Origin of the sequence: Nocardia ignorata NBRC 108230 (genome assembly GCF_001612905.1) — a bacterium.
GTDB classification, from domain to species: domain Bacteria; phylum Actinomycetota; class Actinomycetes; order Mycobacteriales; family Mycobacteriaceae; genus Nocardia; species Nocardia ignorata.
The window spans coordinates 50,277-63,708 of record NZ_BDBI01000008.1; the positions used below are offsets into that span (position 1 = coordinate 50,277).

General features: G+C 66.2%; 16 protein-coding genes. 6 read left to right on the plus strand and 10 right to left on the minus strand.

Annotation, left to right across the window (positions count from 1 at the left end; all coding sequences use genetic code 11):
• Nucleotides 1-126: 126 nt before the first annotated feature.
• The 3 genes from NI2_RS06770 (at nt 127) to NI2_RS06780 (ending at nt 1,961) form a co-directional block, all read left to right on the plus strand.
• A complete protein-coding gene (locus tag NI2_RS06770) occupies nt 127-1,269 on the plus strand; it encodes a N(5)-(carboxyethyl)ornithine synthase (RefSeq protein WP_067487546.1) in 1,143 nt (380 codons plus the stop codon).
• A gap of 92 nt (nt 1,270-1,361) precedes the next feature.
• Complete coding sequence (locus tag NI2_RS06775; RefSeq protein ID WP_067487548.1) at nt 1,362-1,703, plus strand: hypothetical protein; 342 nt, start codon at nt 1,362-1,364, stop codon at nt 1,701-1,703.
• Nucleotides 1,704-1,718: 15 nt separating this feature from the next.
• Entirely contained in the window at nt 1,719-1,961 is a 243-nt protein-coding gene (locus NI2_RS06780) for a hypothetical protein (protein WP_067487550.1), read from the plus strand.
• Between the two features lie 311 nt (nt 1,962-2,272).
• Here NI2_RS06780 and NI2_RS06785 read toward each other — a convergent pair whose 3' ends face one another.
• From NI2_RS06785 to NI2_RS06810, 6 genes are all read right to left on the minus strand, one after another.
• Nucleotides 2,273-2,782, minus strand: coding sequence for a MarR family winged helix-turn-helix transcriptional regulator (locus NI2_RS06785; protein ID WP_243750063.1), 510 nt, complete (start codon nt 2,780-2,782; stop codon nt 2,273-2,275).
• Between the two features lie 368 nt (nt 2,783-3,150).
• Nucleotides 3,151-3,852, minus strand: a complete 702-nt coding sequence (locus NI2_RS34955) for a hypothetical protein (protein WP_243750062.1) — start codon at nt 3,850-3,852, stop codon at nt 3,151-3,153.
• Between the two features lie 47 nt (nt 3,853-3,899).
• On the minus strand, nt 3,900-5,138 hold the full coding sequence (locus tag NI2_RS06795) for an NAD(P)/FAD-dependent oxidoreductase (protein ID WP_084476042.1): 1,239 nt from the start codon (nt 5,136-5,138) through the stop codon (nt 3,900-3,902).
• The gene (locus tag NI2_RS06800; protein WP_067487552.1) at nt 5,135-5,317 is read right to left on the minus strand and encodes a rubredoxin; all 183 of its coding nucleotides are present in this window, start codon (nt 5,315-5,317) and stop codon (nt 5,135-5,137) included. Before NI2_RS06800 ends, NI2_RS06795 begins: the two co-directional genes overlap by 4 nt.
• Entirely contained in the window at nt 5,314-5,487 is a 174-nt protein-coding gene (locus NI2_RS06805; RefSeq protein WP_067487554.1) for a rubredoxin, read from the minus strand. Before NI2_RS06805 ends, NI2_RS06800 begins: the two co-directional genes overlap by 4 nt.
• The gene (locus NI2_RS06810) at nt 5,487-6,707 is read right to left on the minus strand and encodes an alkane 1-monooxygenase (RefSeq protein WP_067487556.1); all 1,221 of its coding nucleotides are present in this window, start codon (nt 6,705-6,707) and stop codon (nt 5,487-5,489) included. Before NI2_RS06810 ends, NI2_RS06805 begins: the two co-directional genes overlap by 1 nt.
• Before the next feature lie 139 nt (nt 6,708-6,846).
• On the opposite strand from NI2_RS06810, the gene NI2_RS06815 reads away from it, so the two are divergent.
• Both NI2_RS06815 and NI2_RS06820 read left to right on the plus strand, forming a co-directional pair.
• On the plus strand, nt 6,847-7,446 hold the full coding sequence (locus NI2_RS06815) for a TetR/AcrR family transcriptional regulator (protein WP_084476087.1): 600 nt from the start codon (nt 6,847-6,849) through the stop codon (nt 7,444-7,446).
• Nucleotides 7,447-7,661: 215 nt separating this feature from the next.
• The gene (locus NI2_RS06820) at nt 7,662-8,309 is read left to right on the plus strand and encodes a hypothetical protein (protein WP_133734174.1); all 648 of its coding nucleotides are present in this window, start codon (nt 7,662-7,664) and stop codon (nt 8,307-8,309) included.
• A gap of 108 nt (nt 8,310-8,417) precedes the next feature.
• Here NI2_RS06820 and NI2_RS06825 read toward each other — a convergent pair whose 3' ends face one another.
• Nucleotides 8,418-9,680 carry a GAF domain-containing protein gene (locus NI2_RS06825; protein ID WP_084476089.1) on the minus strand — a complete coding sequence of 421 codons (1,263 nt, stop codon included), beginning with the start codon at nt 9,678-9,680 and terminating at the stop codon, nt 8,418-8,420.
• 111 nt (nt 9,681-9,791) lie between these two features.
• Here NI2_RS06825 and NI2_RS06830 point away from each other — a divergent pair, with 111 nt between their 5' ends.
• A complete protein-coding gene (locus NI2_RS06830) occupies nt 9,792-11,618 on the plus strand; it encodes an NAD(P)/FAD-dependent oxidoreductase (RefSeq protein ID WP_067487846.1) in 1,827 nt (608 codons plus the stop codon).
• A 37-nt stretch (nt 11,619-11,655) separates the two neighbouring features.
• Here the strand turns inward: NI2_RS06830 and NI2_RS06835 are convergent, their stop codons facing one another.
• The 3 genes from NI2_RS06835 to NI2_RS06840 all read right to left on the minus strand — a co-directional run bounded on the left by NI2_RS06835 (nt 11,656) and on the right by NI2_RS06840 (nt 13,370).
• Nucleotides 11,656-11,946 (minus strand): hypothetical protein, encoded by a 291-nt coding sequence (locus NI2_RS06835; RefSeq protein WP_208115394.1) that lies wholly within the window; start codon nt 11,944-11,946, stop codon nt 11,656-11,658.
• A 35-nt stretch (nt 11,947-11,981) separates the two neighbouring features.
• Nucleotides 11,982-12,149, minus strand: a complete 168-nt coding sequence (locus NI2_RS34715; RefSeq protein WP_208115393.1) for a hypothetical protein — start codon at nt 12,147-12,149, stop codon at nt 11,982-11,984.
• Between the two features lie 216 nt (nt 12,150-12,365).
• Complete coding sequence (locus NI2_RS06840) at nt 12,366-13,370, minus strand: AraC family transcriptional regulator (protein WP_133734173.1); 1,005 nt, start codon at nt 13,368-13,370, stop codon at nt 12,366-12,368.
• Nucleotides 13,371-13,432: the final 62 nt, after the last annotated feature.

Below are 13,432 nucleotides of genomic sequence, written 5' to 3' on the forward strand. Positions count from 1 at the left end.
GGCCACGATACGACGCTCACCATGGAACCCGCAAGAGGGACGAGGTACTGGTCTCGGCGGGCTCGATGCATCGGCCCGATCGGGCCGGGTTGAAGGTAACGGGTAGGCTCACCAGGTGAAGCAACTGTGAAAGACCTGACCGTCGGCGTCGTCGCGACCTCCCGCAAGGAAAACGAGCATCGGCTGGCCATCCATCCGGCCCACCTCGACCGCATCGACCCGGGACTGCGCGGGCAGATCTTTCTCGAACGTGGCTATGGTGACCGTTTCGGTCACTCCGACGAGGCACTCGCTCCGCTGGTCGCCGGGTTCCGCACCCGCGAAGAACTCTTCGCCGAATGCGACGTGCTGCTGCTGGCCAAACCGCTGGCCGAAGACCTCGAGCAGATGCGGCCCGGAACGATCGTGTGGGGCTGGCCGCACTGTGTGCAGGACGCGCGAATCACCCAGCTGGCCATCGATCGGGAACTGACCCTGATCGCGTGGGAAGCGATGAACCACTGGACGAAGGCAGGCGTGTTCAGCGTCCACGTCTTCCACAAGAACAACGAGCTCGCCGGCTACTGTTCGGTGCTGCACGCACTCCAATTGCGTGGCGTCACCGGCGATTACGGCCGCCGGATGCGAGCCGCCGTGATCAGCTTCGGTGCTACCGCGCGCGGTGCGGTGCGGGCGCTGTCGGCGCTGGGCATCAGCGATGTGACAGTGCTGACCCAGCGCAGCGTGTCGGCGGTGGCCTCGCCCTTCGCCTCGGTGCGGATGCAGCACTTCGAGCGCGACCCGGCCACCCCGAGCCGTACGTTGGCATTGAAGGCACCGGAACCGGGCCCGCTCGCGGAGATGCTGGCCGGTTACGACGTTGTCGTGAACTGCATGTTCCAGGACACCGAGGCGCCACTGACATTCGTGACCAACGACGACCTCGACCTGTTCTCGCGCGGCACGCTGTTCATCGACGTGTCCTGCGACGAGGGGATGGGTTTCGAATGGGCGCGCCCCACCTCGTTCGCCGACCCCATGTTCACGGTGGGTACCGAGCTGCACTACTACGGTGTCGACCACAGCCCGTCGTTCCTGTGGGACTCGGCGACCTGGGAGAACTCCGAGGCCCTGCTCGAGTACCTCCCGGTCGTGCTCGCCGGCCCCGGCGCGTGGGACGCCAGTGACACGATCCGCCGCGCCATCGAAATCCGAGGTGGTCGCGTGCAGAACCCGCGGATCCTGTCGTTCCAGGACCGTTCCGACGCCTACCCGTACGCGGTGAACTGACGCAGACCACCATCTCCATCGTGCGCGCGGCGTAGCTCGCCCGACTCGGGCTCCCGCGAGGCGTCTACCTGGTTGCTGTCGCTGTCGAAGACGTGGCGGGTGGGCGCGCCAGCGACGGAGTCGGACGTGCGCGCTTCGTCGCAGTCGGTGTCGTGGTCGCGGGCGTGGGCCGCGTCGTTGTGGTCGTCGGTGGCACGGTGGTGATCGGCGGCGCGGTGGTGATCGAGGTCGGTGGGATTGTTGTGCGGGGCGGCGCTGTTGTCGTGGTGGTCGGCGGAGCGATGGTTGTGGATGTGATGGTGACGGTCGATGGGTCGGCCGTCACCGGCACTGTGCTCGGCCTGACTGTCGAGGTATCCGAGGGAATCGCGGTGACGGGCACTGTGGATTCCGGGACCGACGCGACACCCGGATCTTGTGGCGGCGTGGCCTGAACCGAAAGGCTCGCCGTGACAGACAAACTCACGCTGACGGATGTATCCGGCGAATCCACAGGCAAGGGATCGGTGGTCACGATGGTCGTCGTTTCCGGTGTGGGGGCAGTGCTCGGCGTTTCGGTGTCGGGTGGGTCGAACCCGGCATCGGTAGCCGGGCCGGCATCCGAGGCGACATCAGGAACGGCGATCTCATTCGGTGTGTCGGCTGCCGCGCCGGAATCGACCACCGCGGGACTGTCGTCGACGGCGCAGTAGTCGGGGGTCTGTACGGGCGTTTCGCCCGAGAACGTCGCCGCGTTGTTCGCCGGTATCGGCGGGCTCGAATCCGCCGGCAGTATCAGCGATATCCCGATGCCCGTGCCGATGACCGCAGCCGCAACGCCCGTACGTGACATCCGCCGCCGGTACCGATCGGCGGGTACCGCCGAGGCGTGCCGCCCGTATCGACGCAGAGGCCGAATCCCGGGTTCGATTTCGCTGTGGTCGACGGATTCCATCCTGCGTTCTCCCTCGAGGTATGCCCACCGTGCGAACCGGCGGCAACAATGCGGACGTCGCGGCCCATTTCAGGGTTTCGAGTAGGGATGCACCTCGCGTAACCGTTGCCGGTGTATTTGTTGCAGTTCGCCCGCTCGGGTCAGAAAGTCCGCGATTATTTCGAGTTCGTCGGTGTTGTAATAGCTCAGCAACATCTTGTAACTCTCGACGATCATGGGTACGACGATTTCCCGTACCCGATGGGCCGCGAGTTCGGTGGCCATCACTATCACCCGACGACGATCGGTCGGATGCAACGACCGGACGATATAGCCCTGTTTCTCCAGCCGATTGAGCATGATCGTGACGCCCGCCGCAGTGAGGCCGAGCCGTTCGGCCAGCCTTCCCGGAGTGGTGGATTTCTCGTCCTCGAGCAGCAGGATTTCGAGTGCGCGTCGATCGGTTTCGTTCACGCCGAGCACTCTGATCAATTCGCGAATCAGGTCCTCGACGGATCCGTGATAGAACTCCAGCGCCCTTTTGAGCTCGACCGAGATCCGGGCGGGTTCGCTAGTAGTGGGGCACACGAGCTTTCCCATCAGCAGTCACCGATCAGAGGTTCCCTACGGGCGGAAAGATCGCCGCCGGGCGTTCGAAGGGGGCATGGTGGCTCCTGTCGATCGAACATCACGAGAGCGGCACCACCGCGGCCGCCGAAGTGAACCGTGGCTGTGTCGGACATGCAGCGTACGACACGATGGCCGGTGCGATACGCCCATCGGACTTTTCGGTCGAAATGGTTACCCCGCACCAAAGCCTAAGTGGGGCAACCATTGTCGATAGTGATGTATATGGTCTCGCCGGGACCGGACCGGACCGGGCCGCTCGCGCGACCCGGTCCGGACATCTTCACCACGGATTGTCGGCGCGGGCGCGGGTCACCGTGCCGCAACCCCTGTCCATGGGCCTAGGTGACGGTGGTTGTGGTCAGGGTCGGGGAGGGGTTCGGGTAGCACGAAGTCGCTACGTTGCCGACGAATGAGACGTTGGTTGTCATGGTCATACCGGGGCTGGTGTAGCTGGTTCCCGCGTACTTGCTGGTGATCGACGTTCCCGCGGCACCCGCGGTGACATTGAGGGTCACCGCCGGCGGGGTGAAGCTGGTGCCGCCGGCGATCGGCCCGGGAATGGTGAGCACGACGTTCCCACCGGACGTCGCGACAGTGCCCGCCACGCTACCTCCGGAGGCGGTAGCCGAGACCAGGGTCGAATTCGCCGGGGTGGGAATGGTCATCTTCAGGTTGCTGATGTTGTTCACTGTGAAGCCGGAAGCCGAACTCGGCACCGACGACGCACCAGGTGTGATGGTGATGGCCACGGCGGATCCCGATGCCGCCGAGCCCGGTGCCGTACCGGTGACCGTCGTGTTCATGTTCGAGGTCTGGCTGATGCCGAGGACGGTGCCCCGGCAGGCCCAGTTCACGCTGACCGGTGCCGCGTTGACGGGTGCGGCCAAACAAAAGACGGTAGCGACGGCCACCGGAGCGATAAAGCCTGCACGAAACAGGGAAGTGGTCGATATCATGGCGATCTCCAGGAAATGTCGAGCAGCGGTGTGTGACGGTATGCCCAACTGCAAAGTGGGTGTTTTAAAAATATAGCTCGCCATCTTCTTTCCGTGGCTGAAATCGCGAATCGATACACCCCGGAATATCCTTATCCGCTATTAGTTATTTTCTCCGAATAGTTAATTGTGGAAAGGTTTCCACGTATTTCGGAACTGCGGAATGAACTGGGCGGCCAGGGGGCACCGGCGCCGATGGCCGCCCGCGCCGCGCGGAGCTCCCGAGGCCTGGCCATCGCGACGGCGCCGACGGGGAGGCCGTCGCGGACGGCCACGGCGAGGAAGTCCCGGGATTCCAAGGTGCCTTCGACGACGAGGTCGTCGTGCGGGTGGACCCAGCCGGCGAATTGCAGGGAGAGCCCGTGCTGATCGGTCCAGCCCCAAGGGATTTCGGCGGGGGCGGCAGTACGGCCCAGCATGGCCCTGGCCGCGGCGGCCCCCGCGGACATCGCCGAGTTCCACTGTCGGCCACTCTCGAACTCGCCGCGGTGGGAGTTGAAGGCGGTGGTCGCATCGCCCGCGGCGAACACTCCCGGTGCCGATGTGCGGTAGTGCTGATCGATGACGATGCCCTCGTTGACGGCCAGGCCGGCGGCTTCGGCCAAGGCGGTGTCGGGCGCCGCTCCGATGGCGACCAGAGCGGCCCCGGCCGACCAGCTGCGCCCGTCGGCCGCCGTGGCCGTCACGCCGTCGGTTGTGTCACCGAGATCCGTTGTACTGACCTCTGTTTCGACGACGACACCGTGCTCGTGATGGATGTCGCGCAGCAGGTCCGCCACCGACCGCGGCACCACCCGATCGAGCAGCGCGGGGCCCGCGTGCAACAGCGTCACATCGGCGCCGAGGCCACGGGCGGTGGCGGCCACCTCGCAGCCGATCAGCCCGCCGCCGATGATCAGCAGCGACCCGTCGGCATCGATCGCCGCTCGCAGCGCCGTGATGTCGGACAGCGTCCGCAAGGTGTGTACGCGGGTGGACGCGGTGTCGATGTGGCGTGCCCGTGCACCGGTCGCGAGCAGCAAGCTGTCGTAGCCGAGGTCTCCACCCGTGCTCAATCGCACCGACGCGCGGTCGATGTCGATCGCGTCGACCCTGGTCGCCGGCCGAAGATCGATGACATTGTCGGCCCAGAACTTCGCGGGCTTCAGCAGGGTGCGCTCGACCGAGGCGGTGCCCGCCAGCAGTTCCTTCGAGACCGCGGGCCGACGATAGGGCATCATCGGTTCCGCGCCGACCAGCACTATCTCGCCGGCATACCCCTCGCGGCGCAAGGTGTGTGCCGCGGTGGCACCGGCGACACCGGCGCCGACGATCACGATCCGCCCGCTCATCCGCGACTCACCTCACGCATGTCGAAGTCGGCCTTGGCCGCACCGCAGTCGGGGCAGGACCAGTCGTCGGGAATGTCGTCCCACCGGGTGCCGGGTTCGATCCCGTCCTCCGGCCAGCCGAGTGCCTCGTCGTACTCGAATCCGCATTGGACGCACTGGAACAGCTTGTAGTCGTTCATCGTCGGAGTTCCTTCGGCTCGAAGTCGACCTTCTCGCGGACACCACAGTCGGGACAGCACCACTGGTCGGGAATCAGCGACCAAGCGGTGCCCGCGGCGAAACCTTCACGGGGAGCACCGAATCGCTCGTCGTATACGTAGTCGCACACGGGGCAGAGGTAGGCGGCCATCAGATCGCTCCGTACTCGGCGAGGATCTTGGCGCGCTTGCTCGGCTGGATGTTCACCCGGGTGATGTCGCCGTTGTAGTGCGCGAGCACGCGATGGTCCATCACCTTGCGCCACAAGGGGGTCAGGTAGGCCAGGCCGATCAGGCTCGCGTAGCCACTGGGCAGTTCGGGCGCGCCGTCCATGTGGCGAAGGATCTGATAGCGCCGGGTGGGATTGGCGTGGTGGTCGCTGTGGCGTTGCAGGTGGTAGAGGAAGATGTTGGTGACGATGTGGTCGGAGTTCCAGCTGTGCTCGGGGGTGCAGCGCTCGTAGCGACCCGAGGCGGTCCTGCTCCGCAGCAGACCGTAGTGCTCGAGGTAGTTCACCGTCTCCAGCAGGGAGAATCCGTAGACGGCCTGGATCACCAGGAACGGCAGGATCGCGGGGCCGAACACCGCGACCAGCGCCACCCACAGCACCACCGACATCGACCACGCGTTGAGCACGTCGTTGTGCGGTGAGAACGGGCTCTTGTCGAGCCGGCGCAGGCGGGTGGCCTCCAGTTCCCACGCGGACTTCAGGCTGCCCCACACGCTGCGCGGCAGGAAGCTCCAGAACGATTCGCCGAAGCGGGCACTTGCCGGGTCCTCCGGCGTCGCGACACGCACGTGGTGGCCGCGGTTGTGCTCGATGTAGAAGTGCCCGTAGAAGGTCTGGGCCAGCGTGATCTTCGACAGCCAGCGCTCGAGTTCGTCCTTCTTGTGGCCGAGTTCGTGCGCGGTGTTGATCCCGACGCCGCCCATCGCCCCGATGGTGAAGGCCAACCCGATCTTCGAGGCCAGGCCGAGACCGCCGTCGATCCCGAGCCAGGACAGGTTGTCGGCGGTCCAGAGGTAGCAGGCGAAGACCAGGCTGAACAGCTGTAGCGGAATGTAGGCGTAGGTGCAGTAGCGGTAGTACCTGTCGTGCTCCAGCCGTGCCATCACCTCTTCCGGTGGATTCGTGCCGTCGGGCCCGAAGAAGCGGTCGAGGGTCGGCAGCAGGACGTACACCAGGATCGGGCCGAGCCACCACCACACCGGCGCCACCACCTGCCAGCCCAGCTGGTTGAACGCCCAGACGAGCGCCGTGGCCAGCATTGCCGCACTGGGGGCGACGAGGCCGAACAACCACAGATAGCGCTTGGAATCACGCCAATGCAGGGCCGTGGCCGGTTCTTCGTGGTTTCGCGGTGTCGTCATCTCGTTCTCCTGATCACCGAGACATGTCCCGGGTGTTGTCTAGCGTGTTTACAACCGATGCCGATGTGTCCTCAGTAAATACATATAGTCAATAGTTGTCAACGAAACTGTCACTTCGGACCACATGTACGATGACGGGGTGGTCGAATCTCCGAACTTCCAGTCCGAGATGCGTCAGCTGTTGCGTGATCGCATGCTCGACGCCGCCCGCACAATGGTCGTTTCCGAAGGGTGGGGCGCGGTGAACATGTCGCGCATCGCAAAGGAAGTCGGCATCAGCAGGCCGGTCCTCTACAAGGAGATCGGCACCAAGCAAGCATTGGCGGATGCCCTCATCGAGCGCGAGACCGGCATCTACCTGAGCGGCGTGGCCGACACGCTGGCCGAGCATCCGGCCGACCCACTCGCCGGGATCACCGCCGCTGCCGAGTACACCCTGCGTACCGCCGGTGACAACACGCTGATCAAGGCCGTCCTCTCCGCTCGCCAGGACGCCGACACCGCCCTGCTGCCCGCCCTGGTGAGCGACGCGCAACCGGTGCTCGTCCGGGCGGTCGACGCGCTCACGATCACGGTGCGCGACTACTACCGACTGCCTCAGTTGTCCGACGAGGAGATCACCATGATCGTCGAGATCATGGTCCGGCTCACCCTGAGTCACCTGTTCCAGCCCACCGGCAGTGTCGACCGTGCGGTCGCGCAAATCGGTGCCGTGCTGGCCGGGGTGTTCCCGGCCTGAGTCGAATGCCGTGCTGCGGGCATGCCGCTGGGGAGCAATAATTCCTGACTGATTGGTTTGAAAAGTAATAAGTTCAAACCTTGTGCTAAGCAACAACTTTCGTTGATACGGTCACCTGGCTGGGCCGTTATGCCCAGTGCGTCTCGCGGCGCGACGGTCCAGTCGGTCGCCTGATGCGTTCTCTGGTTTGATGAATCGAGACCACTATGTTCGGAATGCGTACCAGCCACCTTCTGGCGGCGATCACCGTGGCCGCACCCTTGCTCGCGACCGCCGCGCTCTCGGGGCCCGCGCACGCGGCAACCACTACCTGGACAGTCGTCAACCCCAACAGCAACGGCGCGTTCTCGGCGGTGTCGGGACCGCTGGTCGTGAAGAACAAAAGCGGCACAACGATATTCACCTGTCCGAGCCTGTCCTCGTCGGGCTCCCTGCCCGCAGGTACCCGGACGACCTCCGGGCTCGGTGCCATCAAGTACACGGACCTGATCAACTGCACCGCTCCCGACGGCACGGCGTGGCGAGGGCAGTTCACCGCAGCGGCAGGCGCCTCGAACTTCACGGGCAAGTCTTACAACGCGGCCACAGGGACGACCTCGCTGGTCAATGGCGACCTGTTCAACTCGATCAACCTGGTCTTCACTACGGTCGTCGGAAACTCGTGCGGGTTCTGGACTCATCACACCGCGATGACGTACACGAACGCCACCTCCACCCTCAAAGCGACCACGGCCGTGGTGAAGTTGGCCACGGCCGAGGGGGCGCCGACGTGTCAGGGACTCCTGACGCAGGGTGAGACGATCACCTTCGCCACCGAGTACAAGGTCACACCGGCGATCAAGATCACCGCAACGGTCAGCTGACGTGGCACCAGGCTGCCCCTGGCTACCGGCTCAGCTGTGCTCCCGGCGCCGGGATATCGTGAATTCCATCCCGGCGCCGATCGTCCGAGTACAGCATCGACCGCGAAGTCACCGGCAGAGTTTGCGTAGGCCCGGCCCCGCGCTGTGTCGGACGAAATCGCAGTCGGCGAGGCGCTCAACCGAGCCGAAAGTAACTGTGAGACTGGCGGATTCGGCGATCCGATAGGGTCGGCTCGCCACCACCGAACCGAGCGTCCGCCGCAGTCGGGAGATCTCGGCGCGAACCGCGACGGCGTGGTCCGGATCGCCGAACAGCGCTTCGCTGAGCCGTCCGACCGTCATGCCCTGCCGGCCGTGCAGGTGCAACAGCAGCAGGATCTCGGCATGGCGCGCCGACAGTGCACAGCACCAGGCGGATTCGCCGCCGAGTGCGCGCAGGGTCGGCGGACCGGACAAGTCCAGTTCCAATCGGGTGAGCCGGGAGCCGGAGTCCGGGCGGATCAGCCATCCGTCGGCGAGTTGTTCGGCGGTGCACGGTCCGAGCCCGGGGACGGTGATCGGGCGGTCGGGTCCTGGCACGGCCACCCGGTGCGTGGCGCCCACACCGACGGCCTGGGCGACCCAGCCGTTGTCGTCGACGACCAGCGCGGGGCCGGACAACCCGGCGAGGGCAGGGCCCGCCGCCGAACGCAGCCGGTCGAGTCGGGTCTCGTGATGACGCCACAGTTGCGCTTCGGCGAGCCGCACGCCGGTGCGCACCAGCGAGGTGACAGCCGGATGCAGAGCCAGTGCGGGACCGCTGATGTCGACGATTCCGAGCAGGGTGCCGGTGCGTGGGTCGTGGATCGGGGCCGCCGTGCAGAACCAGGGGTGCTGGAACTGCTCGAAGTGCTCACCGGAGAACAACTGGACCGGATTGGCCTCGGCCAGCGCGGTGCCAATCGCGTTCGTGCCGACCGCGTCCTCGGTCCAGCGCGCGCCCTCGCGGAAACCGAGGGTGTCGGCCCGGTGGCGCACCCTCGCCGAGCCGTGCCGCCAGAGGATCACGCCCTCGGCGTCGGCGACCACCAGCATCAGTTGGGAAGCGGTGTCGGTGAGGTCGGACAGCGCCTGCGTGAGGTCCTCGATCACCGCGGTGAGCGAGGATTCGCGGCGCCGGCGTTCGACATCGTCGACGGCCAGCATCGAGCGCGCCCTCGGCTGGTCGGGCACCAGACCCGCCGCCAGCACTCGCGACCACGACCGGGCTACGAGGGGACGAGGCCGCAGCGGCGAACGCCCACCGGCGATCACGGCGTCGTGCATGCGGATCAGCTCACGCGCGTACCCGGAGAGGTCGGTGCCGGGTTCGAACGCGCCGAAATCGCCCACGCCTGCGCCCTTCATCGGTGCTGTCTGCCAGCGCTGCAACGCGCTGCAACGATTGTGCCACCCCTCCCGCATGACGTGTGCTTCATGTCACAGATTGTGGAGGAGGATTCGATGACCCAGACACTCGATCCCGTCGTCGACGGATCGGACGTAGCCGGACCCCAGCAGCGGGTGGACGCCTGGCTGACGGCGTTCGAAGCGGCCCTGGCCGCGCGCGATGTCGACACGGCGGCGAGCATGTTCGCCACCGACAGCTTCTGGCGCGACCTGATCGCGTTCACCTGGAACATCAAGACCGTCGAAGGCCGGGCGGGCGTCGCCGACATGCTGCGCGCCCAGCTCGCCGACACCGACCCGTCCGGATTCCACACCACCGAGACACCGACCGAGGCCGATGGGGTGATCAGCGCGTGGATCGGATTCGAGACCGGCGCCGGACGCGGTGTCGGGCACCTGCGGCTCACCGACGAAGGCGCCTGGACGCTGCTCACCACACTGCAGGAACTGAAGGGTTTCGAGGAGAACAAGGGGCCGCGACGGCCACGGGGTGTGCGTCACGGCGCCGACCGCGCCCGGGTGACCTGGTCCGAGCAACGCGAACGCGAACAGCACGAACTCGGCTACACCCGGCAGCCGTTCGTGCTCGTCGTCGGTGGAGGACAGGGTGGCATCGCCCTCGGTGCGCGGCTGCGCCAGCTCGGCGTGCCCGCGCTCGTCGTCGACAAGCACGATCGGCCCGGTGACCAGTGGCGCAAGCGGTACAAGTCGCTGTGCCTGCACGATCCGGTCTGGTACGACCACCTGCCGTATCTGCCGTTCCCCGACAACTGGCCGGTGTTCGCGCCGAAGGACAAGATCGGCGACTGGCTCGAGATGTACACCAAGGTGATGGAGGTGCCGTACTGGTCCAAGACCACCTGCACCTCGGCGCGCTACGACAAGGCGAGCGAAACCTGGGTGGTCGAGGTGGAACGCGACGGCGACCCGCTCGTGCTGCGCCCGCACCACCTGGTGCTCGCGACAGGGATGTCGGGCAAACCGAACATCCCGAATTTCCCAGGGATGGACCGCTTTCGGGGCGACCAGCACCATTCCAGCCGGCACCCCGGGCCGGACCGCTACGCGGGCAAACGTGCCGTGGTGATCGGGGCCAACAACTCCGCCCACGACATCTGTGGCGCCCTGTGGGAGGCGGGTGCCGACGTCACCATGGTGCAGCGGTCCTCCACCCACATCGTGAAGTCGGATTCGCTGATGGAACTCGGCCTCGGCGACCTGTACTCCGAGCGAGCCCTGGCTGCCGGAACGACCACGCAGAAAGCCGATCTCACCTTCGCGTCGCTGCCGTACCGGATCATGCCCGACTTCCAGATCCCCGTCTACGCCGCGATCCGTGAGCGCGACGCCGACTTCTACGCGCGCCTGGAACGCGCCGGGTTCGAACTCGACTGGGGCGACGACGGCTCCGGATTGTTCATGAAATACCTGCGCCGAGGTTCGGGCTACTACATCGATGTGGGCGCCGCCGAACTCGTCGCCAACGGCGATATCCGTCTGGCGCACGGGCAGGTTCGTGAACTCACCGAGGACAGCGTGATCCTCGACGACGGCACCGAACTGCCCGCCGATCTCGTCGTCTACGCGACCGGCTTCGGGTCGATGAACGGCTGGGCGGCCGATCTCATCGGCCAGGACGTCGCCGACGCGGTGGGCAAATGCTGGGGTTACGGCTCGGGCACCACCAAGGACCCCGGCCCCTGGGAAGGGGAGCTGCGCAATATGTGGAAACCGACCAAGCAGCCCGGCTTGTGGTTCCACGGCGGCAACCTGCACCAGTCCCGCCACTACTCGCTGTACCTGGCCCTGCAGTTGAAGGCCCGGTTCGAAGGGGTGCCGACCCCGGTCTACGGAATGCAGGAGGTGCATCACCCGAGCTGACCGTCCTCGACGCGGGGAGCAGTCGGGTGGCTGATCCTCAGGCCGGTGGGACCAGGTCGCTTTCGCTGACGGTGTAGGTCAGCGGCGGGTAGACGAAGTCTGTTTCGTTGTTCTCACGTCGTCGCAGGCGGTAGAACTCTCGTCGCTGATCATCGTCGGCCGAGGTGAGACGCGCGCCCTGCGGCAGGTACGGCCGGCCTTCGCGGAACTGGACGAAGGTCTTCGATTCCCGGAAAGTCACGCCGAGCCACTGGTTCTCGACCGACCGTGCGGACGGCTCGAGCACGATCTTGTGCTTGAACCGCCGATTGGCGGCGACGGAGAACACGACGACGCTGTGGTGGGCGAGGCGGATCTCGAAGATCAGCGTCCGCGGCGGTCCCTCGGGGTGATTTCCCGTTTACTCCAGGAGAGCCGAACCTCGGCATGGGCCGAGATCTTGGCCTTGGACTGTTTGCGCCCGGCCGTGGCCGGGGTGTTGTGATAGGTCTGGGCGAGACCGTGATCGAGCGGCGCGTGGCCACGGAACACGGTGGCGGTCTCGTTGTTCAGGGCGGCGACGATGCTCGTGTCGGTCGGGCCGAAGCCCTCGGTCGGCCCCGAGAGATTCGTCGAGCAGCGCAGCAGCCGGAAAAGATCGTGGTTCCGAAGAAGTCCGGGATCGCGGTGTCGCGCGATTCCGTCGGTGCGATCAAGACGTTGCTCGTGTCGTCCAAGCAGGCTTCCGACTCGGTGTGCTTCATACGATCACGGCTTTCTGATCCGGGTGGAGCGGTAGTGGCTCGGCGCGCTACCGGTCCACCGGTGAAACGCCCGGCGGAAGGCGCTGGCCTCCGAATAGCCCAGCCGGGCGGCGAGATCCGCGATCGGCTCGTCTCCGTGCACCAGTGCTTCGACGGCGCGGTCGCGAAGGATCTCTTCCTGGATCCGGCGCTGGCTGGTGCCTTCGGCACGCAGCAGCCGCCGCAGGTGCGGCGCGCTGATCGAAAGGCGGCGGGCGAGTTCGTCGGCGCCGAGCCAGGGACCGTTCCGGTTGCGCTCCATGATCGCGCGCACCCGTGCCGCTGTGGTCGTGGCCTGCTCCTGCGCGTAGAACAGCACACCGGGGGAGTCACGGAGGAACCGTTTGAGGTCGGCTTCGTCGCGCACCACCGGCATGGGCAGCAAGGCCGCGTCGAACGACATCGCCAACCGCGATGCGCGGAAGGTCGGCCGGACTCCGAAAATCGTCGTGTACTCGTCGGCCAGGTGCTCGGCATCGAACGGGAAATCCACGGAAAGCAACGTGATCGGCGCCCCGATCAGCCAGCGGGCGAACCGGTGCACCCCACCGGTCATCGCGAACGCGACGAACGGATCGAGGCGCACGTCGGGATCGGCGATGCCGATCGTGGCGCGGCCGGAGTCGTCGGCCCGCATCTCCCAGCGGATGCCGGTGGTCACGGAGGACAGTTCGAACATGCGGCCGAGCGCGCCGCGCAGATCCCGGGTGTGGATGACGGTGAGTCCGGCCAGTCGCAAGGTGCCGCGTGCAACCGGTCGCGGACCCAAGCCAAGCAGTTCGTCGTCGGTCTGCTCCCAGAGGGCGCGGATCACCCCGGTCGTCTGCTCCGGTGTCATCCGGGCACGGTCCTCGGCGTAGAGCCGCCAGTCGAGTCCCGCTCCGCGCAGCGCGCGCCCCACATCGAGGCCGCGTTTCACCATCGACTCGACTGTCGCCCGGAAGAACCGCATCGGAATCGTATGCGCCACTTGGCTCCTTCGACGTCGGGCGAGGCGATTCGTACGGTACCGCAGCGGCGATGATCGTTTCG